Source organism: Pseudomonas sp. 1L-B-1-E-C1 (assembly GCF_057291835.1).
The window spans coordinates 195,827-214,931 of record NZ_JBXAWN010000005.1 but is presented as its reverse complement, the minus strand read 5'-3'; the positions used below and the strand labels follow the sequence as shown (position 1 = coordinate 214,931).

Genomic DNA, 19,105 nt, shown 5'->3' with positions numbered 1-19,105 from the left:
GAGTCGATTATGGCTTCGGCACGGCAAGAGCCGAGCAAATCCGGATGTGGAAAAACACGAACCGAGCCAGTTCCGGATTCGGCGCTGCACGTTCAGGTCGGCGTAAGTCTGCAGCATCCCCCAATCAGTCCCCTCTCCCTCCGGGAGAGGGTTAGGGGCTGTTGATCTTCGCTCTATTTTCCAGGAGTCAGGGTCAACCGCGTCTTGCCATACACCCGATCAAAATTCTGCGGCTGCATCGGCAAGCCGATGTACTGACCCTTGAGCCAGGCATCGATCCCGTTCAGGTAATTCGGACTCAGCGGATTGCCCGACTGACCCGTTCCGTTCTGCGCCATCAGTGGTTCGCTCTGGCCGAAGTCGACGATAAAACGCATCGACGGCGCACGCGTGGTGACGAAGTCCTGGCCCCAGGCAAACGCCGAGCTGTTCAGCGTGGTGTGATCGCCGCCGGCCGCCAACGGCCCGCGCACGGTCTGGCCATTGCTGTTCTTCCACGCGTAGCTGTGCAATTTGCCCCACTGCCAGGCGCGATGATCGCCGCCCAATTGACTGTCGCCGGCAGTGATTGCCGCAGCGAGGCTGCGGGCAAGAATCACGGATTTGTCTTCTTTCTGCGGCGTACGGACATCGTCCCAGAACGGACTGTCCTCACGACCCAGCAGATGATCGGCCTGCGCCGCGTACGACAGATCGCTGCTGGCAACAAAGGCTTTCCACGCCGGGCTCGACTTGGGCCCCAGTTCGTCGAGGAAAATCTGCTTCATGCTTTCCTGCAGAAACAGTTCATAAATCGCTGCATCAGCTGAGGTCGGGCTGAGCTTGCCGTCGAAGGCCATCAAGCGCGTGAAGGCTTCGCGAGCCTTGCTGCGTTCGGCGTCCGGCAGGGCGTCGATCGCCTGTTTCAGCGGTTGCTTCATCCCCGGTGCTTCGAAGACTTTTTTCAGCTTGGCGGCGAACGTGGTGGTCTGGTCGTACTGCATGGCGATCACGCTGCGGCTGTCGTGCTTGCCGCCTCCCGCCATTTCCGCCAGGCGTTCGCCGCGCTCCGGTGCCGCCCAGGATTTCGACAACTGCATGCCGTAGCCGTCGGGGATCACACGCTGGTTGGCGGTGCCGAGCCAGCCTTGGGCCGGGTCCTGATCGTAGGGGTGCAGCATCGGGTCGGCGTAACCGTCCCAGTCGTAGCGACCGTCCCAGCCCGGCGAGGGCAGCAGGCCTTCGCCTTCGCGACGGTTGGGGAAGCGCCCGGTGACTTGCCAGCCGATATTGCTCGCATCGGCAAACACCAGATTCAGGGTAATGGCACGGATTTCGCGGCTGGCGTCCGAAGCGCGCTCGACATTCTGAGCGCGGGTCAGATCGAAGAAGGCATCCAGCGTTTTGTCGTCGGTGAAGCTTGGCGTCTGCAAGGCGAGGCCGAAACCGCTGCCCTGCGCCGCTGCCTGGGCACTGTTGAGCAGGGCGCCGTGGCGGGTTTCGTAAACGGCTTCGCGAATTGGCCGCTGGCCTTTGACGAAGTAGGTTTCGTTGCGCACGCCCAGCGGCTGCCATTTGCCGTTGACCTCGTAGGTCAGGCTGCTGCCCTGACGGCGGATTTTCTCCAGAAACAGGTCCTGATTGTCGCCGAGCACGCTGGTCATGCTCCACGCCACTTTGCCGTTGAAGCCGCCGAGCACCATTGGCAAACCGGCCACGGTGACGCCGGCAGCCTGATATTTCGGCGCGCGGATCTGCACGAAACTCCACAGCGACGGCGCGGCCAGTGGCCCGTGCGCATCGCTGGCCAGCAGGCTTTTGCCGCTGCGGCTGCGTTGCGGGGCGATCGCCCAGTTGTTCGCAGTCGGTGTGCCGAGCAGGTTCAGCGCCGACAGTTGCTGGCTGGCGCTGCTCAGCTCTGTCAGGCCGGGAATCTGTCCGTTGAGCTTGAGGCCTTGCAGCTTGTCGGCCTCAGCCACGGGCAGATTTTCGTCAGGCGCCGATGGGCTCAGCCAGGCGAGTTTGTCAGTGGTCACGGTTTGCGCGAGCACCAGCGACTGGATTTCCTCCGGCAGGTTGGCCGACTGGCTGAAATTCAGCAGGGCAAAGATCAGCGCGGAATCTTCCGGTTTCCAGTATTCCGGCTTGTATCCGCTGGCGGCGAGGTCGCCCGGCAACTTTTCGGCGTAGCGGAACAGGTAGGCATTGACGCCCCGTGCGTACACCTCGAAGAAGCGTTTGAGGCGTGGCGACGAGGCCTTGTACAGCTCGCCGGCGCTCTTCTTCAGATTGACCGCGCGCATGTAGCGGTCGGCATCGAGCATCGACGCGCCGGACATTTCCGCCAACCGGCCCTGAGCCAACAGGCGCAGGGTGACCATCTGGTTGATGCGGTCACTGGCGTGAACATAGCCGAGGCTGAACAGCGCGTCATGGAAGCTGTTGCTTTCGATCAACGGCATTCCCATCGCATTGCGCCGCACCGACACGTTCTGCGCCAGCCCCTTGAGCGGTTGCACGCCCGAGGTCGGCGGCAGGCTGTCCTGGGCATTCCAGGTCTGGCAACCGGACAGGCCGAGGACACCGGCCACTGCTGCGGCAACGCCGAACCGGGGAAGAAAATGTGTAAGGGCTGGCGAGGCCATGGCGAAGCTCCTGCGGGGGTATAAGGCTGGGGGCGCAATAAAGCCGCTACGTTAGTGACGGCGCGAGGGCCGCGCAAGCGGGGCGAGTGGTTATTTGTGCAGTTGTCGGCTGATCGGTCAGAGGCTTGGCAGTTGCCTGTGGGAAAGCGCTGATGGTGAACTGCAGAAAAATCCCGATACCTTGCAGGAGAAAGATTGTCATGGAGCTGCAAAGCAACGCTGCGCTGATCATCATCGACCAGCAGAGAGGCATTCTGCATCCGCGTCTGGGGCGGCGGAATAATCCTCAGGCCGAAGAGCGAATGCTTGAGTTATTGACGCTGTGGCGCCTGCGCGGGCGCCCGGTAATCCACGTGCAGCATTTGTCGCGCTCACCAGATTCGGTGTTCTGGCCGGAGCAGGACGGGGTGGAGTTTCAAGAGCGATTTGTTCCTCGGGACGGGGAATGGCTGGTGCAGAAACAGGTGCCGGATGCGTTTTGTGTCAGTGGGCTTGAGGCGCAGTTGCGTGAGGCTGGGATCGGGCAACTGATCATCGTTGGTGTGGCGACCAATAACTCTGTTGAGTCGACGGCGCGCACTGCGGGCAACCTGGGGTTCGATACGTTTGTGGCGGAGGATGCGTGCTTCACCTTCGACAAGGCTGATTATTTCGGCACGTTGCGTACCGCTGAAGAGGTGCACGGGATGTCGCTGGGGAACCTGCATGGGGAGTATGCGACGGTGGTCGGCTCTTCGCAGATTCTGGCGGCGGGCTGAAGTTTTGTAGTGGAGGCGCCGCCGCCTTCGCGAGCAGGCTCGCTCCCACACTCGACCGCATTTCGTCAGAATAAATGCAATTCACTGTGGGAGCGAGCCTGCTCGCGAAAGCGGCGTGTCAGGCGCCAACAATGTTGAATGTGCCGGCCCCATCGCGAGCAGGCTCACTCCTACAAGGGATCGCATTTCAAATGACGGAACGCGGTCGAATGTGGGAGCGAGCCTGCTCGCGAAGGCGATGTGTCAGGCGAAGACGATCTCCGCCCGAACCATCAAGCGCCGTGGCACTTCTTGAATTTCTTGCCGTTGCCGCAGGGGCAAGGGTCGTTGCGGCCGACGTCTTTCAGGGCGTTGCGCACCGGTTCCTGGTGGGCGTGGCCGCAGTTCGGGCCGTGGACATGGCCATGGTCGTGATCGTGATGGTGGTCATGATCGTGGTTGCAGTCAGGGCCATGGACATGAGGTTGCTGGGTCATCGAGGTCACTCCGGAGTTAGATCGGCGGGGATTATCACGCCATTGCGCTCCAGGTGCACGTAGTGGGCGATGAATAAACCGGTTTCCATTTCCCCCTGCAATCGATAGGGAATCTGCTGGTTAGGATTTTTCAGCAGTTTCACCACCTGTTTGACCTTCGGCCACAGGTTGGTGCGGATCGGTACTTTGAAGTAAGCGCTGCGCTTCGGCCCCACGGTAAACCAGTGCTCATGCTCGCCCTCGGTGAGCAGCATGTCGGCCAGGTGAATCCGGTATTCGAGGCCGCGCACGGTCAGATCGCTGTCGTTGGGATTGTCGACGCGAAAGTGCAGGATGAATTTCTGTTCGAGCAGCTTGGCCCGCACTACTTCGACTTTCACCAGATGCACGGCGGGCTCGACGCTGTCATCGCTGAACCACGAGGCACAGCCGCCGAGGTTTCCGATCAGCATCAACAGCAGGAAATGTAATGTGCGCCGGCGACCGAGCATGGTTGTACTCCCTTTGTTGCCAGTCTAGACGCTAAAAGATCGCAGCCTTCGGCAGCTCCTGCAGAGCGACCGCAAATCCCGCGTAGGAGCTGCCGAAGGCTGCGATCTTTTGATCTTCAGCTCAAGCGCCGAAATAACCCGCACAGCATTTCTTGAACTTCTGCCCGCTGCCGCAAGGGCAGCCGTCATTGCGCCCCAGTTTCATCTGCACCGTCGGATCGATGAAATACCAGCGTCCGGCGTTCTGCACGAATGATGAGCGCTCGCGATGGCTGTGCTCGCCCTGGCTGTCATGCCAGCGCGCGGTGAAGGTCACAAAAGCGTGCTCCGGCTGGCCGCCGAACACTTCCGAGCTTTCAACCTCAAGGCCGAGCCAGGTGCTCTGCGCACTCCAGTCACTGATCGATTGTCGGTTCAAACCCTCTTGTTGCGCGGGCAGGGTAGTCGCCACCAGATAGTCGACCAGGCCCAGCACATAAGCGCTGTAGCGCGAGCGCATCAAGGCCTCGGCACACGGTGCCGGGTGGCCGTCATGATAAGGGCCGCAGCAGGCATCCAGCAGATTGCCGCTGCCGCATGGGCAAATGGCTGTACTCATTGCATTACCACCAGTATTTCCCGAAGTTTTCCGGATTGGCCCAGAAGCGTGAGTTGAGCCAGTCGGGGACTTGTTTGTAATCAAGCAGATCGTAGGTGAACAGGGTCAGCACCTGCGCGTCGCGCTGGAAACGCTCGCTGGCCTGCAGTGCCAGCGAATAGAAATCGGTTTCCTGCCAGCCGCTGGCCGCAAGATCGGCCAGCACCGCGATGCGACTGGCGTTGAGATTGCGGATCCCGCCCAACAGATTCAGGCCATCGCGCTTGGGCAAATGTTCCAGGCAATCGACCACCAGCGCCAGATCGAAACGTTGCGCGGCGAGTTCGGCGGGCAATGCGCCGGGCGCGGCATGGGCGACTATGGTATCTGGATGCGCGTCCTTGAAAGCGCTCAAGGCGGGAAACTCGCTGGCACCGATCAGCAGCAGACGGGCCGGGGCGTAGCGATCCAGCAAAGCGGCCAGCGCCTGTTGTGGCGTGCGCGAAGAAATGGCGACGTTCATCGAAGCTCCTCAGTCAGACCGCCAAGACTAGCCTGCCAGACTGCGGCGGCAAAGCGCCCGGTTGCGTTGGTTTGCGCTGAATGTGGCAAACCCCTGTGAACACGGTCGCAAACAGCGGTGGCCTATTGCTGGCGGAGATTAAAACTCCGGTCTTTACTCCCTGAATCGGTTTTAAGCCGATCCCTCAGGAGAAAACTAGATGAGCATAGTTCGGACAGCATTACCCTTGGTTCTGCTAACCAGTGTGTTGACTGGTTGTGCAGGTTTGCAGAAAACCGACTGGCCGACCTGTGCGGCGGTCGGTGGCGTGGTCGGCGCCGGTCTCGGTGCAACGGAAAGCGCTTCGTGGGCCGGTTACGGTGCGCTGCTGGTCGGCGGTACGGCGGCGGCTTATTGCTGGGTGCATGGTGATGGCGATGAAGACGGCGATGGCGTGCCGGACAGTCGCGACAAGTGCCCGGGCACGCCAAAAGGCGTGCAGGTCGACGCTGACGGTTGCCCGCCACCAACCCCTGCGCCAGTGGTCGAAGAAGCGGTTGTGGTCAAGGAAGAAACCATCGTGATTCGTGATGTGCACTTCGAGTTCGACAAAGCCACGCTGACCGGCCCTGACAAGCAAGTGCTGGACAAGGTCGCCGATCGCCTGAAACAGGAATCCTCCACCGCACAATTGACCGTGACCGGTCACACCGACAGTGTCGGCAGCGATGCCTACAACAAGAAACTCTCGGATCGGCGTGCGCACTCGGTGGTGGAATACCTGATCCAGCAGGGCGTACCGCGTGCCAGCTTCGTTTCGGTGTCGGGCCTTGGTGAAAGCCAGCCTGTCGCTGACAACAAGTCGGCCGATGGTCGCGCGCAGAACCGTCGCACCGAAATCAAAATCGTCCGCTAGCCCCTCTCGCATCCGCGGCTTGTGCAGTCGCGGATGCGGGTCTTTACTCCTGAGTAACCGGTATGGGCCGGTACACAGGAGCGTTCACAAATGCGTGTTTTCTCAAGGTCCGTCTTGCCGGTGCTGCTGCTTGGCAGCTTGCTCACCGGTTGTGCCACTCACAGCGATGGCACCGCCCCCCTCAATCAACGTACGTGGCCGATTTGCAGCCTGCTTGGCGGCCTGGTCGGCGGCGGTCTTGGCGCCATTGAAAGCGCCGGCTGGGCCGGTGGTGGCGCGGCCTTGGGCATCGTCACCGGTGGCCTGATCTGTTACGCCCAGGATGGCGACGAAGACAGCGACGGTGTATTCGACCGCCGCGACCGCTGCCCGGACACCCCGGAAAACACCGAAGTCGATCACCGTGGCTGCCCGCGGCCGCAATATCCGGTCGCAGTAAAACCGGTCGAACCGGCGCCGCAAACCGAAGTGATCACTCTGAGCGATGCTGGCAACGTGTTGTTCGATTTCGACAAATCCGATCTGACCCCTGCGGCAAAAGCCCAGCTCGACACCTTGATGGAGAAGCTGCGCAACGCCGATGTGGTCAGCATCAAAGTCATCGGACATACCGACAGCAAAGGCTCCGACGCCTATAACCAGGCATTGTCGGAACGCCGCGCGAGCAGTGTCGCCGCGTACCTGCTGAGTCAGGGACTGGCGCCGAACAAGCTCACCAGCGAAGGACGAGGCGAGAGTGAACCGGTGGCCGATAACGCCAGCGATGAAGGCCGCGCGGAAAATCGCCGGGTCGAGCTGCACATCAATCGCTAGGAAAGGTCTGTAGTCCGCAGGCTAGAGCTGCCGGGCCAAAATCATCGGCTCGGCAGCCTTTTACCCGGTGTTTGTGGAAATTTCATTTTTCCCTCTGGCTTATCCCCCGCAGAAGCCGGTACTGTGCGTGCAAAGAATAATTCGCAACACGGGGGAGCGTATGAAGGTGTTCTGGGGGCTGGGGCGTTTGCTGACCCTGCTGTTCTGCTGCGTGGTGCTGGCCAATCAACTGGTGCCGTTCGTCCATCCGCTGCATCTGCTGGTCAATCTGGCCGGCGCTCTGTTGTTGCTGATTCATGTACTCGAAGTGCTGCTGTGCAATCGCAGTCTCAAGGGGCGTCCGCATCCTTGGCGTGATCGTGGGCGCATTCTGTTGTTCGGCGTTTTCCATCTGCAAACCATCCCGGCCCCGGCCGCTCCGGAGGCTTCTTCCCATGCGTAAACTCTGCCTGCTCGCTGCATTCATCAGTCCACTGGCCTGCGCCCAGGTGGTCAACGTGCAAAGCAATTCGCTGATGCGCTTGCCCAATACCACCAGCACTCTGCAACTGGAGAAGCTGGAAGTCGCCGATTACGGCACCTTGCTGATCCCCTCCAACGTGACCGAATTGAACATCGATGAACTGCGCCTTGGCCATGAAGCGCGCATCGCCATCGTTCCGGCCGAGCAGGCTCTGGAGCTGAAGGTCAAGCGCGCTGAATTGAGCGACGGCAGCCAGATCACCGCACGCGGCGCCCCCGGCACTTATGAAAAAGCTGCCCGCGCCGGGCGCAATCTGAATCTGCAATTTCAGGCCCTGACCGCGCCGCAACTGACCGTCGATGCCCGTGGCGGCACCGGCGCGCCGGGTTTCGTCGGGCTCGACGGCGGCAACGGTGAAGATCCGGGCTGCACCTATGGCTCGGCCGGCCACGGGGCCGATGGCAGTGGCGGCAGCGATGGCCAGCCGGGCGCGCCGGGGGCGCTGGTGCGCCTGGCCGTGCCACGGGATTTTCCTGCCGAGCTGATCAAGGTTAACGTGGCTGGCGGTGCCGGTGGCCCGGCGGGTGTCGGTGGCAAAGCAGGCAAGGGCGGCAAGTCCAAGGGCTGCCTGGTGTACCGCGCCGATGGCGGCAAGAACGGCAAGGCCGGCGCGGATGGTCAGCCGGGGCCGGTGGGGGCGGCGGGTTCGGTTACCGTGCAACGTCTCTAACAGCTACCCTCTCCCCAGCCCTCTCCCGGAGGGAGAGGGCCGACCGAGGTGTCGTGAGTTGAACGTCGACCTGAAAAAACCAGTCGATTATGGATTCAGCGCACATCTTTCAAGTCGGCGTAACGCCTCAATATCCCCCAATCAGTCCCCTCTCCCTCCGGGAGAGGGCTAGGGTGAGGGGCTTTTGATTTCAGTCCCCAATCTTCAGAATATCGGCCGAGCCGCAGCCACCGCCACCAGTACCAACCCAACCAGCAGATTAAGCCCCACCACCCGCCGAATCCGCCCCAGCACCGCCGCCCCCGCCGGCCAATCCTTCGCCTCAACCGCCTTGCGCAACTCCGGCAGCATCAACCCCTGAATGCGGATAAACAGCGCGGTCATCACCACGTACAAACCGATCATCACCTGCACGTACTTCGGCGCGGTTTCAAATCCGACCTGCTGCAGATGCAACATGCCCACGCCGCTGATCGGCAACAGGATCACCGCCACCCAGACCCAACGGAAAAAACCTTGAAACACTTCCACCCACAGGGTCAGGCGAGCGGGGCCCTCGAGAGCCTTCACAGCCGCGGGGCGCAAGACCATCCAGGCGAAAAACATGCCGCCGACCCACACCAGAGCGGCTAGGACATGCAGGGGATAAACGAGGCTAAAAGGTGTCATTCGGGCACTCCGTTCTGCGCAGGATCGATTAGGCAGGTATGATAGCCGGCGAACCAAACTACTGAAAATTTATCCAGCGTTTTTAGCGCCCGACACTCAATGATCAGCACTGAACTCAAAACCACGATCCAGGGCGCCTATTCGCGTTTTCTAGAGGCCAAGAGCCTCAAGCCGCGTTATGGCCAACGCCTGATGATCGCTGAAATCGCCAAAGTCCTCGGAGATATCGACACCGACGATGAAGGCCGGCGCAGCGGCGACCCCGCGATTGTCGCGGTGGAAGCCGGCACCGGTACCGGCAAGACGGTGGCCTACAGCCTCGCGGCGATTCCCACGGCGAAACTGGCCGGCAAGCGTCTGGTGATCGCCACCGCGACCGTCGCCCTGCAAGAGCAGATCGTCTACAAGGACTTGCCTGACCTGATGCGCAACAGCGGGCTGAATTTCAGTTTCGCCCTGGCCAAGGGCCGTGGCCGCTACATGTGCCTGTCCAAGCTCGACATGCTGCTGCAGGAAGGCCACGCGCAAACCGCCACCGCGCAACTATTCGAAGAAGAAGGCTTCAAGATCGAAGTCGACGAGGCCAGTCAGAAGCTGTTCACCAGCATGATCGAAAAGCTCGCCGGCAATAAGTGGGACGGCGATCGCGACAGCTGGCCGAACGCGCTGGAAGACGCCGATTGGGCGCGCCTGACCACCGATCACAGCCAGTGCACCAACCGGCATTGCCCGAACTTTGGCCAGTGCGCCTTCTACAAGGCCCGCGAAGGCATGGGCAAGGTTGACGTGATCGTCACCAACCACGACATGGTCCTGGCCGACCTGGCGCTGGGCGGCGGCGCCGTGCTGCCGGATCCGCGCGACACCATTTACGTGTTCGACGAAGGCCACCACCTGCCGGACAAGGCCATCGGCCACTTCGCCCATTACACGCGCCTGCGCTCCACCGCCGACTGGCTGGAAACCACCGCGAAGAACCTCACCAAACTGCTCGCTCAGCATCCGCTGCCCGGCGATCTCGGCAAGCTCATCGAGCAGGTGCCGGAGCTGGCGCGGGAGATCAAGACCCAGCAGCAGTTCATGTTCACCGCGTGCGAGCAGATCGCCGATTTCAAACCCGGCGAAGACGTCGAAGGCCGCGAGCGCCCGCGTCATCGCTTCGTCGGCGGGGTGATTCCCGAGCACATGCGCGAGATGGGTATCGAGCTGAAGAAGGGCTTTTCCCGTCTCAACGACCTGTTCCAACGCCTGACCGACCTGCTCAAGGAAGGCATGGATGGCGAGGTCAACATTGGTATCGCCAGCAACCAGGCCGAAGAATGGTATCCGCTGTTTGGCAGCCTGTTGTCCCGTGCGTCCGGCAACTGGGAGTTGTGGACAGCTTTCACCGCCGAGGACCCGGAAGATAGCCCGCCAATGGCGCGCTGGCTGACCCTGGCCGAAAGCGGCTCGCTGTTCGACATCGAGGTCAACGCCAGCCCGATTCTGGCTGCGGAAACCTTGCGTCGCAGCTTGTGGAACGTCGCTTACGGCTGTCTGGTGACCTCGGCGACGCTGACGGCGCTGGGCACTTTCGACCGCTTCCGCATGCGTGCCGGCCTGCCGAAAAAAGCCGTCACAGCGGTGGTGCCGAGCCCGTTCCATCATGCCGATGCCGGCGTACTGCGCGTGCCGGATCTCAAGGCCGACCCGCGCGATGCCGCCGCCCACACGGCAGCGATCATTCGCGAACTGCCGGATCTGGTCGAAGGTTCGCGCGGCACGCTGGTGCTGTTCTCCTCGCGCAAGCAGATGCAGGACGTGTTCGACGGCCTCGACCGCGACTGGCGCAAACAAGTGTTCATTCAGGGCAACCTGTCGAAGCAGGAAACCCTGAACAAGCACAAGGCGCGGGTCGATGGCGGTGATTCCAGCGTGCTGTTCGGGCTGGCCAGTTTCGCCGAAGGTGTCGATTTGCCGGGAGCTTATTGCGAGCACGTGGTGATCGCCAAGATTCCGTTCTCGGTGCCCGACGATCCGGTCGAGGCTGCGTTGTCGGAGTGGATCGAGGCGCGCGGCGGCAATCCTTTCATGGAGATCTCCGTGCCCGACGCCTCGCTGAAACTGGTTCAGGCCTGCGGCCGTCTGCTGCGCACCGAAGAAGACCGCGGCACCATCACCTTGCTCGACCGGCGGCTGGTCACCCAGCGCTACGGCAAGGCGATCCTCAATGCGTTGCCTCCTTTCCGTCGTGAAATATCCTGAGACACGGGTGGGCCGATTGGCTCGCCGCGTTGTCTATCTCTCTGCCATTGCTTTTCCACTGGCCTTGACTGGTCGTTAGGGAGAACTCCGTTCATATGATCCGCCGTTCGTTGCCCGCTGTTTTCGCCTTGTTCTTCGCCGCGCCGTTGCTGGCCGCGCCCGCCGGTCAGCAGACGCTGTTCAATTTCGTGCGCCCGGCCGACGTGGTCAAGGTCGCCACGGAAAACGCCGACCTGCCGCAGGCCAATGCCGAACAGACCGCGGAAGGTGAAGTGCTGCGTCGGGTGACGTTCAACCCGGTCGCCCGGCCCACCTTGCGCCTGACGCCACAGACCGGCGCCTGGGACTGGTCGCAGTCCGGCATGATGAGCCTGCGTCTGCAGAGTGCGATGAACTGGGCGGTGACGGTTTATGTGCAGATCCAGAGCAACGATGGCCGCACGCTGGTCAGCCGCGTCGATCTGCCGGCCGGCCCCGCGCAAACCTTGCTGGTGCCGTTGGTGGCTTCGACGCCGCTGAGTCAGGGCATGAAAGCCGGACCGCCGATGCCGATGACCGTTGATGGTCAGCGCATCCTGCTGGCCAGCAGCACGGGCGAGATCGACCGCAGCCAAGTGGTTTCGGTGAGCCTGTCGATGGATCAGCCGAAAGTTGCGCAGAGCCTGTTGCTCGAGCGTTTCGGCGTGCAGGACGGCGAGTCGGTGACCCAGGCCGTGTACGGCAATTTGCTCGATGCTTACGGGCAGTCGACCCGCAGCAAATGGCCGGAAAAAGTCAGCAGCGATGAGCAACTGAAAAGCGCCGCCAGCAAGGAGCAGCAACAACTGAACAGTTGGCTGGCCGAGCGCGAGAAATCCTCGCTGGATAAATTCGGCGGCTGGAACAAAGGCCCGGCGTTCAAGGCCAGCGGGTTCTTCCGCACAGAAAAACGCGATGGCCGCTGGTATCTGGTAACCCCCGAAGGCCATCCGTTCTACTCGCTGGGTGTCAACACAGTCAGCCCGCAGGTCAACCAGACCTACGTGGCTGGTCGCGAATACATGTTCGAATCACTGCCGAAGAACGACGACCCGCTGGCTGCGCATTTTGGTGAGGGTGACAACCGTGGCGGCAACGGCGCCGATCAGGGCCGTGGCTACGGCAACGGCCGCTGGTACGACTTCTATGGCGCCAATCTGCAACGCCTGTACGGCGAACCGTGCAAGGCGGACAGCGACAACAAGGCCGGGATCGCCGAAGCGGCGAAGGCGGGCGCGGCTGAGGCCAGTTCGGTGCAGGCGGCTGAGTCTGTGGCGGCGCCTGCCGAGCCGAAGTCAGGTATCGCCGAAGCGGCGCAGACCGACGCGGTGCAAACGTCCAGCGCGCAAGCCGCTCCGTGTACAGCTACGATTGATGAAGAACGCTGGACCCGCCATACCCTCGATCGGCTGCAAGCCTGGGGTTTCAACACGGTTGGCAACTGGAGCGCGCCGTCGCTGGCAGACGCTGAACGTGTGCCGTACACCTTGCCGCTGTCGATCGTCGGCGATTACGCCAGCATCAGCACCGGTAGCGACTGGTGGGGCGGCATGCCGGACCCGTTCGATCCGCGTTTCGCCATGGCCACCGAGCGCGCCGTAGCCATTGCCGCCCGCGATCACCGCGACGATCCATGGCTGATCGGTTATTACGCCGACAACGAACTGGCCTGGGCCGGTCCCGGTGACGATCCGAAGGCTCGCTACGCGTTGGCCTATGGGACGTTGAAAATGACCACCGACGTGCCGGCCAAACGCGCCTTTCTCAAGCAACTACGCGACAAGTACCGCAATCAGGCCGGGCTGTCCAAGGCCTGGGGCATCGAGCTGCCGGCATGGGAATTGATGGAAGACCCGGGCTTCGTGCCGCCGCTGCCCAATCCTGAGCACCCGGAGATCGAAGCGGATTTCAAATACTTCCAGAAGGTCTTCGCCGACACCTATTTCAAGACCATTTCCGATTCGCTGAAATGGCACGCGCCGAACCAGATGCTCCTCGGCGGTCGCTTCGCTATCAGCACGCCTGAGGCCGTGGCGTCCTGCGCGCAGTATTGCGATGTGTTGAGCTTCAACATGTACACGCTCAAGCCGCAGGACGGTTACGACTTCGCCGCGCTGGCAGCGCTGGACAAACCGGTGCTGATCACCGAGTTCAACTTCGGCTCGGCCGACCGCGGCCCGTTCTGGGGCGGCGTGACGCAATTGGCGAAGGAAGAAGATCGCGGCCCGGCCTATGCCAAATTCATCAAACAGGCGCTGAGCGAACCGTCGATTGTCGGCGTGCACTGGTTCCAGTATCTCGACCAACCGGTTACCGGGCGGTTGCTCGACGGCGAGAACGGCCATTTCGGACTGGTCGGCGTCACCGATCTGCCGTATCAGGGATTTGTCGAGGCAGTGCGCAAAAGCAACCTGCAAGCGCTGGAGCAGTTGGGCAAGGAGGCGCAGAAAACGCCGAATACCGAGGCTGAAGGCGGGCGCAAGGCCGAGGCTGGCAAAGCGGCGGGGGCTGCGCAGGCGGGCGGGCATTCGGGGAATGGTCACTAGGTTTCAGGCCGCGTTATCGTTCTTCGCGAGCAGGCTCGCTCCCACAGGGGATCTTCGCTGCTGTTGAGATCCAGTGTGGGAGCGAGCCTGCTCGCGAAGGGATCAACACAAATTGCCGATCAACCGTCTGGCCCGCGCCTGTTCCCAAATCCCTCAAGGGCTGGAACAATGCGGACCACTTTGTAGAGCGTTTTCGCGGGGGAGTTGCGGGTGCAGATTCAGGGACATTACGAGCTTCAATTCGAAGCGGTGCGCGAGGCTTTCGCCGCACTGTTCGACGATCCCCAGGAACGCGGCGCAGCCCTGTGCATCAAGGTCGGTGGAGAAACCGTCCTCGACCTCTGGTCCGGTACCGCCGACAAGGACGGCGCCGAAGCCTGGCACAGCGACACCATCGCCAATCTGTTCTCCTGCACCAAGACCTTCACCGCCGTCACCGCGCTGCAACTGGTCGCCGAAGGCAAGCTGCAACTGGACGCCCCGGTTGCCCGCTACTGGCCGGAATTCGCCGACGCCGGCAAAGAATCAGTAACTCTGCGCCAATTGCTCTGCCATCAGGCCGGCCTGCCGGCGCTGCGTGAACTGCTCGCCCCTGAAGCCCTTTACGACTGGCAAACCATGGTCGACGCCCTTGCGGCCGAAGCACCGTGGTGGACGCCGGGCACCGGTCACGGTTATGCCGCGATCACTTACGGCTGGCTGGTTGGCGAATTGCTGCGCCGCGCCGACGGGCGTGGGCCGGGCGAGTCGATCGTCGCTCGGGTCGCCAAACCGTTGGGCCTGGATTTCCATGTGGGCCTGGCCGACGAAGAGTTTCATCGCGTGGCGCATATCGCCCGTGGCAAGGGCAACGCCGGCGACGCCGCGGCTCAGCGCCTGCTGCAAGTGACCATGCGCGAACCGACTGCCATGACTACCCGCGCCTTCACCAATCCGCCGTCAGTGCTGACCAGCACCAACAAGCCGGAATGGCGCCGCATGCAGCAACCGGCGGCCAACGGCCACGGTAACGCGCGCAGCCTCGCCGGGTTCTACGCTGGCTTGCTTGACGGCAGTCTGCTCGAAAGCGAGATGCTCGAAGAGCTGACCCGCGAGCACAGCCTCGGCGACGACAAGACCTTGCTCACCCGCACCCGTTTCGGTCTTGGCTGCATGCTCGATCAGCCGGACGTGGCCAACGCCACCTACGGCCTCGGCCCGCGCGCCTTCGGCCATCCGGGGGCGGGCGGCTCGATCGGTTTTGCTGATCCCGAGCGCGATGTCGCCTTCGGTTTCGTGACAAATACCCTGGGGCCTTACGTTTTGATGGATCCGCGTGCGCAAAAGCTGGCGCGGGTGCTTGCCACTTGTCTGTAAAGCTTCGACTGAGGTTCCAGGGTCGGAACCTCGAAGGGATTTTCGTTTCAAAACGGCTGTTTATCCGGGCGAAAGTGCTCTGATTTTTCATTACTTCATTTTGTGGATTTTCAATGTCATCTAAAAAGACCCTCGCCCTGGCCCTGTGTGTAGCGATCACCGGTTGCGCACAGACCCCGAAAAACGATGCGGATGGCGGCAGCTGGTGGTCGTTCGGTTCCTCCGACAAAGTCGCGGCCAAAGATCCGGCTCCGGCCCCGGCTCCGTTGAAACCGGCGGCGACCGCGCCAGTGGCCAAAGCCGAGAGCAGCAACCCGTGGTACTGGCCGTTCGGTTCCAGCGATGAAGCGGTCAAGGCTGATCTGAAAGCCGAGGTCAAACCTGACGCCAAACCGGTCGAGGTGGCCAAAGCCGAGGCCGAGTCCAATGGCAAATGGTGGTGGCCGTTCGGCGGTAAGGACCAGCCAACCGTCAAAGCCGTGCCGATGCCGGATCCGAAGGTCACTCAGGCCTGGCTCGACGACTACGAGCCGCGTCTGCGTGAAGCGGTGAAGGACAGCAATTTGCAACTTGAGCGTCGCGACAACGTACTGGTGGTGACGGCGCCGGTCGAAGGCTCGTTCAACCCGGACCGCCCGGCGATGCTGCTGCCGGTTACTCTTGGCCCGTTTACTCGCGTGGCGAAAATCCTCGAAGCCGACCCGAAAACGGCGGTGCTGGTGCTCGGTCACAGCGACACCAGCGGCGCTGCGCCGGCCAACATCAAGCTGAGCCAGGAACGTGCGCAATCGGTGGCGGCAATCTTCCGCCTCAGCGGCTTGCAGCGTGATCGCCTGATGCTGCGCGGCATGGGTTCGGAAGCGCCGCGTGCGGCCAACGACAGTGTTGAGGGCCGCGCCTTGAACCGCCGTGTCGAACTGTTGGTGACTCCGCAAAACACCATGGTGGCACTGCTGAGCAAATACAACATGCCAGCGCCGAAGCCGGTAACGATGGTCGCTGTGCAAGACGTCAAACCAGTGGCCAAGCCGGTTACCCCGGCGCCTGCTGCGAAAAAAGCCGCTGTGCCGGCGGCGAAAAAGGCGCCAGCCAAGAAAGCTGCCGCCAAGGCTCCAGCGAAAAAGGCTCCGGCCAAGGCTGCGGCGAAAAAGACTGCGCCAGCCAAAGCCGCCGCGACCGACAAGAAAGTCGCCGCAGCCGACGCCGCGAAGAAGTGATCCGCTAACGAAAAGGAATCCGCCATGACCCAGGCTCTGGCCGATATGCGTCGCGATTACACCCGTGACGGTTTGACCGAGGCGCAAGCCCCGGCCGAGCCGTTTGCGTTGTTTCATCAGTGGTTCGCCGATGCGGTGAAAACCGAGCAGGCGCCGGTGGAAGCCAATGCGATGACCCTGGCTACGGTCGATGCCGACGGTCGTCCGCATTGCCGCATTCTGTTGCTCAAGGGCCTGGACGAGCAGGGCTTCACCTTCTTCACCAACTACGACAGCGCCAAGGGCCAGCATCTGGCGGCCAACCCGTTTGCTGCCATGACCTTCTTCTGGCCCACCCTGGAGCGCCAGGTGCGCATCGAAGGGCGGGTGGTCAAGGTCACGGCGCAAGAGTCCGACGCGTATTATCAGGTGCGTCCGCTGGGCAGCCGCCTCGGCGCCTGGGCCTCGCCGCAGAGCCGGGTCATCAACGGTCGTGGCGAGCTGGAAGATTTGCTCAAGGCCACCGAGCAGCGCTTCAGCGACTCCCAACCGCATTGCCCGGAACATTGGGGCGGTTACCGCTTGTTGCCCGAGCGCATCGAGTTCTGGCAGGGCCGTTCGAGCCGCCTGCACGATCGCCTCAATTACCGCCTGAAGGGCACCGAGTGGATTCTTGAACGACTGGCACCCTGAGCAGTCTACCGAGCGGGATGAAGGGCAATAGCGCAGGATCGGTGATTTCGCGCTACTTTGAGTGGACGCTCGCGGGCATCTGTACCCAGCCTGAATGGAAGCCAATTTTATCCGGAGGGTGTCGTGACAGACGCCAGGCCACGGAGTTTAATGAACACATGTTCTTTTGGAGTTGATGCTATGCGTAAGTCTGTTCTGCTGGTTGCTTCCTTTTCCACGATGGCGATGTTGCTGACCGGCTGCCAATCGAGCCTCACCGGCGACTCCTACTCCCGTGACGAAGCGCGTCGTGTGCAGACGATTCGCATGGGCACCATCGAATCCCTGCGACCGGTCAAAATCGAAGGCACCAAAACCCCGATCGGCGGCGCAGCAGGCGCAGTGGTCGGCGGCGTCGGCGGTAGCGCCATCGGCGGCGGCAAGGGCAGCATCGTCGCTGCGGTCATCGGCGCAGTGGCTGGCGGCCTGCTCGGTTCGGCCACCGAAGAAGGCCTGACCCGCACCCAGGGCGTGGAAATCACCGTCCGCGAAGACGACGGCAGCATGCGCGCCTATGTGCAGCAGGTTCAGGAGAATGAAGTGTTCCGCGTTGGCGAGCGGGTACGGATTTCCACCGTTGGCGGAACCAGCCGCGTATCGCACTAAGCGGGAAGCGGGAAGCGGGGTAAAGAAAACCCCGATCAGGAGACTGGTCGGGGTTTTTTATATTTACTGCGTGCGCAGGTTACACGTCAGCTGGAAAAAGCACATAGGGTCATGAACTTTTTTGGCGAGTAATTTCTCCAACGCTTCAAGCTGATGCCGTTCAAGATCGTACCCTTCCCAGCCCCATTGTTCTTCCGTCCAACCCATGATGAGTTTTATTTTTTCATCATGTCCGCGCGGAATTTTTTCCTCGAATACGAGAAGGTCAGTCGTTTTGTCGAAAGCCTCAATGACGTAGATCATGTGAAGCATTACCAGTTGTCGCTGTACTCAAAAGCAATTTGATAGTCGTATATGTCAATGGCGATAGGGTGTTGAAAAAAAGGCTGGATAATGTCCACCCAGTGTCCTAGGACATCGAATCCGCCATTATTTATATTGTTTTCCACTGGGATCCCCAATGCATTTAGTACGGACTCATCGTCGCCTAAATCGTTGGAAAATTCCTCGCCTTGGCCAATGGCGGTTCTCTTGTGGTACCACTCCAAAACTATTTTCAGTCCCATCATTACCTCACAAGTATTTCCTTCGGATGCTTCTCTCAGGTTTGGGATCTTCTCGTCGTTCCCCTGTCGCCGGGTCAAACGCTCCCAAGTGGGCTCCATCACTTGCACGATATTCTTCCAGTTCACCGTGCATTGAGTCCCATTCGTAAATTCTCTTGCCCTTGGCATCTGTCCATCGTTTTCGAAGTCCTCCACCGCCTTGTACCGGATTCATTTTTTTTGCGATCTTCAGACCGGGGAACGCAGTGATTTCTTCAGTTCTGGGAGCTTTATGGTAGCTATGTCCTGCGGCCGCTAAACCTTTACGCGCCTCGTTGATTACGATGTAGAGAGGTTTAACACCCGACCCCATCGGAAACACCAGAATAAAATCCCGATACTCCGGCGGATAAACCGGATTCACCAGAATTCCATCCGCCGCTTTCGTCGGTGGATAGACCAGATATGCGGTGCCTGCGGTGCGGCCTCCAGTGCTGGAATGCCGAGGATGTCCGAGCCATCCACCGCCGGTGTCCAGAGCAGTTCGACGCCTTCACCCAGATCGGCAACGAACCGGTCGCCGCGTGCAGTGAACTGCACGACATCGACCATTTCCCAATCGCGGTTCTTGCCGGTGTAGAAGCCGTAACCCTTTAGGCTGCCATCGGCCTGTTGCTCGACGCGCAGGCGCACGCGGGTTCGGGCTTGTTTGAGTGTGCTCAGTTGCTCGTCGGTATAGAGCGCGCTGTCGCCCAGGCTGGACGGCATCAGCAGCGCAACCAGCCCGAGCAAAGGCGCAGCTGCGGCACTGGAGACGAGCGCCGGCAGCGCTTCGAAAGCCGA

The 19,105-nt window shown here is 61.4% G+C and carries 20 protein-coding genes and 1 pseudogene; 11 read left to right on the top strand and 10 right to left on the bottom strand.

Features of this window, described 5'->3' with window-relative positions; all coding sequences use genetic code 11:
- Positions 1-173: 173 nt before the first annotated feature.
- Positions 174-2,624 carry a penicillin acylase family protein gene (locus AC0Z4S_RS11070; protein ID WP_485623006.1) on the bottom strand — a complete coding sequence of 817 codons (2,451 nt, stop codon included), beginning with the start codon at positions 2,622-2,624 and terminating at the stop codon, positions 174-176.
- Between the two features lie 200 nt (positions 2,625-2,824).
- Here AC0Z4S_RS11070 and AC0Z4S_RS11065 point away from each other — a divergent pair, with 200 nt between their 5' ends.
- Positions 2,825-3,382, top strand: a complete 558-nt coding sequence (locus AC0Z4S_RS11065) for a cysteine hydrolase family protein (RefSeq protein WP_485623005.1) — start codon at positions 2,825-2,827, stop codon at positions 3,380-3,382.
- Between the two features lie 272 nt (positions 3,383-3,654).
- Here AC0Z4S_RS11065 and AC0Z4S_RS11060 read toward each other — a convergent pair whose 3' ends face one another.
- From AC0Z4S_RS11060 to AC0Z4S_RS11045, 4 genes are all read right to left on the bottom strand, one after another.
- The gene (locus AC0Z4S_RS11060; RefSeq protein WP_003198420.1) at positions 3,655-3,858 is read right to left on the bottom strand and encodes an SEC-C metal-binding domain-containing protein; all 204 of its coding nucleotides are present in this window, start codon (positions 3,856-3,858) and stop codon (positions 3,655-3,657) included.
- Positions 3,859-3,863: 5 nt separating this feature from the next.
- Positions 3,864-4,349 (bottom strand): LEA/WHy family protein, encoded by a 486-nt coding sequence (locus AC0Z4S_RS11055; protein ID WP_485623004.1) that lies wholly within the window; start codon positions 4,347-4,349, stop codon positions 3,864-3,866.
- 121 nt (positions 4,350-4,470) lie between these two features.
- Positions 4,471-4,947 carry a YchJ family protein gene (locus AC0Z4S_RS11050; protein WP_253499790.1) on the bottom strand — a complete coding sequence of 159 codons (477 nt, stop codon included), beginning with the start codon at positions 4,945-4,947 and terminating at the stop codon, positions 4,471-4,473.
- 4 nt (positions 4,948-4,951) lie between these two features.
- Entirely contained in the window at positions 4,952-5,449 is a 498-nt protein-coding gene (locus AC0Z4S_RS11045; protein ID WP_485623003.1) for a DUF6231 family protein, read from the bottom strand.
- A 199-nt stretch (positions 5,450-5,648) separates the two neighbouring features.
- On the opposite strand from AC0Z4S_RS11045, the gene AC0Z4S_RS11040 reads away from it, so the two are divergent.
- From AC0Z4S_RS11040 to AC0Z4S_RS11025, 4 genes are all read left to right on the top strand, one after another.
- Positions 5,649-6,344: a PA1041 family peptidoglycan-binding anchor lipoprotein gene (locus AC0Z4S_RS11040; protein ID WP_024011908.1), complete on the top strand. Its 696-nt coding sequence runs from the start codon at positions 5,649-5,651 to the stop codon at positions 6,342-6,344.
- A gap of 90 nt (positions 6,345-6,434) precedes the next feature.
- Positions 6,435-7,157: a PA1041 family peptidoglycan-binding anchor lipoprotein gene (locus AC0Z4S_RS11035; protein ID WP_281922763.1), complete on the top strand. Its 723-nt coding sequence runs from the start codon at positions 6,435-6,437 to the stop codon at positions 7,155-7,157.
- 160 nt (positions 7,158-7,317) lie between these two features.
- Complete coding sequence (locus tag AC0Z4S_RS11030) at positions 7,318-7,599, top strand: DUF1145 domain-containing protein (RefSeq protein WP_042608223.1); 282 nt, start codon at positions 7,318-7,320, stop codon at positions 7,597-7,599.
- Positions 7,592-8,350 (top strand): collagen-like protein, encoded by a 759-nt coding sequence (locus tag AC0Z4S_RS11025; RefSeq protein WP_485623001.1) that lies wholly within the window; start codon positions 7,592-7,594, stop codon positions 8,348-8,350. Before AC0Z4S_RS11030 ends, AC0Z4S_RS11025 begins: the two co-directional genes overlap by 8 nt.
- A gap of 204 nt (positions 8,351-8,554) precedes the next feature.
- Here AC0Z4S_RS11025 and AC0Z4S_RS11020 read toward each other — a convergent pair whose 3' ends face one another.
- The gene (locus AC0Z4S_RS11020; protein WP_485623000.1) at positions 8,555-9,019 is read right to left on the bottom strand and encodes a CopD family protein; all 465 of its coding nucleotides are present in this window, start codon (positions 9,017-9,019) and stop codon (positions 8,555-8,557) included.
- A 99-nt stretch (positions 9,020-9,118) separates the two neighbouring features.
- Between AC0Z4S_RS11020 and dinG the strand changes: the two genes are divergently transcribed.
- From dinG to AC0Z4S_RS10990, 6 genes are all read left to right on the top strand, one after another.
- Positions 9,119-11,263, top strand: coding sequence for an ATP-dependent DNA helicase DinG (gene dinG, locus AC0Z4S_RS11015; protein ID WP_101158381.1), 2,145 nt, complete (start codon positions 9,119-9,121; stop codon positions 11,261-11,263).
- A 95-nt stretch (positions 11,264-11,358) separates the two neighbouring features.
- Positions 11,359-13,827: a beta-galactosidase gene (locus tag AC0Z4S_RS11010; protein WP_485622998.1), complete on the top strand. Its 2,469-nt coding sequence runs from the start codon at positions 11,359-11,361 to the stop codon at positions 13,825-13,827.
- 210 nt (positions 13,828-14,037) lie between these two features.
- Positions 14,038-15,183 (top strand): serine hydrolase domain-containing protein, encoded by a 1,146-nt coding sequence (locus AC0Z4S_RS11005; protein WP_485622997.1) that lies wholly within the window; start codon positions 14,038-14,040, stop codon positions 15,181-15,183.
- 113 nt (positions 15,184-15,296) lie between these two features.
- Positions 15,297-16,400 carry an OmpA family protein gene (locus AC0Z4S_RS11000; RefSeq protein WP_485622996.1) on the top strand — a complete coding sequence of 368 codons (1,104 nt, stop codon included), beginning with the start codon at positions 15,297-15,299 and terminating at the stop codon, positions 16,398-16,400.
- 24 nt (positions 16,401-16,424) lie between these two features.
- Positions 16,425-17,072: a pyridoxamine 5'-phosphate oxidase gene (gene pdxH, locus AC0Z4S_RS10995; RefSeq protein WP_485622994.1), complete on the top strand. Its 648-nt coding sequence runs from the start codon at positions 16,425-16,427 to the stop codon at positions 17,070-17,072.
- A 180-nt stretch (positions 17,073-17,252) separates the two neighbouring features.
- Positions 17,253-17,717: an outer membrane lipoprotein gene (locus tag AC0Z4S_RS10990; RefSeq protein ID WP_016771369.1), complete on the top strand. Its 465-nt coding sequence runs from the start codon at positions 17,253-17,255 to the stop codon at positions 17,715-17,717.
- A gap of 63 nt (positions 17,718-17,780) precedes the next feature.
- On the opposite strand, the gene AC0Z4S_RS10985 is transcribed toward AC0Z4S_RS10990, so the two are convergent.
- The 4 genes and pseudogenes from AC0Z4S_RS10985 to AC0Z4S_RS10970 form a co-directional block, all read right to left on the bottom strand.
- Entirely contained in the window at positions 17,781-18,020 is a 240-nt protein-coding gene (locus AC0Z4S_RS10985; RefSeq protein ID WP_485622993.1) for a DUF7683 domain-containing protein, read from the bottom strand.
- Positions 18,021-18,028: 8 nt separating this feature from the next.
- Positions 18,029-18,286 carry a colicin E3-like toxin immunity protein gene (locus tag AC0Z4S_RS10980; protein ID WP_485622991.1) on the bottom strand — a complete coding sequence of 86 codons (258 nt, stop codon included), beginning with the start codon at positions 18,284-18,286 and terminating at the stop codon, positions 18,029-18,031.
- 4 nt (positions 18,287-18,290) lie between these two features.
- Positions 18,291-18,497 (bottom strand): colicin E3/pyocin S6 family cytotoxin, encoded by a 207-nt coding sequence (locus AC0Z4S_RS10975; RefSeq protein ID WP_485623125.1) that lies wholly within the window; start codon positions 18,495-18,497, stop codon positions 18,291-18,293.
- Between the two features lie 165 nt (positions 18,498-18,662).
- A pseudogene (locus AC0Z4S_RS10970) lies at positions 18,663-19,030 on the bottom strand (S-type pyocin domain-containing protein); the annotation flags it as partial.
- Positions 19,031-19,105 lie beyond the last annotated feature (75 nt).

Bases quoted from the DNA above. Each gene is read 5' to 3' on its own strand.
- AC0Z4S_RS11070 (WP_485623006.1), bottom strand. From the start codon at position 2,624: ATGGCCTCGCCAGCCCTTACACATTTTCTTCCCCGGTTCGGCGTTGCC.
- AC0Z4S_RS11065 (WP_485623005.1), top strand. From the start codon at position 2,825: ATGGAGCTGCAAAGCAACGCTGCGCTGATCATCATCGACCAGCAGAGA.
- AC0Z4S_RS11060 (WP_003198420.1), bottom strand. From the start codon at position 3,858: ATGACCCAGCAACCTCATGTCCATGGCCCTGACTGCAACCACGATCAT.
- AC0Z4S_RS11055 (WP_485623004.1), bottom strand. From the start codon at position 4,349: ATGCTCGGTCGCCGGCGCACATTACATTTCCTGCTGTTGATGCTGATC.
- AC0Z4S_RS11050 (WP_253499790.1), bottom strand. From the start codon at position 4,947: ATGAGTACAGCCATTTGCCCATGCGGCAGCGGCAATCTGCTGGATGCC.
- AC0Z4S_RS11045 (WP_485623003.1), bottom strand. From the start codon at position 5,449: ATGAACGTCGCCATTTCTTCGCGCACGCCACAACAGGCGCTGGCCGCT.
- AC0Z4S_RS11040 (WP_024011908.1), top strand. From the start codon at position 5,649: ATGAGCATAGTTCGGACAGCATTACCCTTGGTTCTGCTAACCAGTGTG.
- AC0Z4S_RS11035 (WP_281922763.1), top strand. From the start codon at position 6,435: ATGCGTGTTTTCTCAAGGTCCGTCTTGCCGGTGCTGCTGCTTGGCAGC.
- AC0Z4S_RS11030 (WP_042608223.1), top strand. From the start codon at position 7,318: ATGAAGGTGTTCTGGGGGCTGGGGCGTTTGCTGACCCTGCTGTTCTGC.
- AC0Z4S_RS11025 (WP_485623001.1), top strand. From the start codon at position 7,592: ATGCGTAAACTCTGCCTGCTCGCTGCATTCATCAGTCCACTGGCCTGC.
- AC0Z4S_RS11020 (WP_485623000.1), bottom strand. From the start codon at position 9,019: ATGACACCTTTTAGCCTCGTTTATCCCCTGCATGTCCTAGCCGCTCTG.
- dinG (WP_101158381.1), top strand. From the start codon at position 9,119: ATGATCAGCACTGAACTCAAAACCACGATCCAGGGCGCCTATTCGCGT.
- AC0Z4S_RS11010 (WP_485622998.1), top strand. From the start codon at position 11,359: ATGATCCGCCGTTCGTTGCCCGCTGTTTTCGCCTTGTTCTTCGCCGCG.
- AC0Z4S_RS11000 (WP_485622996.1), top strand. From the start codon at position 15,297: ATGTCATCTAAAAAGACCCTCGCCCTGGCCCTGTGTGTAGCGATCACC.
- pdxH (WP_485622994.1), top strand. From the start codon at position 16,425: ATGACCCAGGCTCTGGCCGATATGCGTCGCGATTACACCCGTGACGGT.
- AC0Z4S_RS10990 (WP_016771369.1), top strand. From the start codon at position 17,253: ATGCGTAAGTCTGTTCTGCTGGTTGCTTCCTTTTCCACGATGGCGATG.
- AC0Z4S_RS10985 (WP_485622993.1), bottom strand. From the start codon at position 18,020: ATGATCTACGTCATTGAGGCTTTCGACAAAACGACTGACCTTCTCGTA.
- AC0Z4S_RS10980 (WP_485622991.1), bottom strand. From the start codon at position 18,286: ATGATGGGACTGAAAATAGTTTTGGAGTGGTACCACAAGAGAACCGCC.
- AC0Z4S_RS10975 (WP_485623125.1), bottom strand. From the start codon at position 18,497: ATGAATCCGGTACAAGGCGGTGGAGGACTTCGAAAACGATGGACAGAT.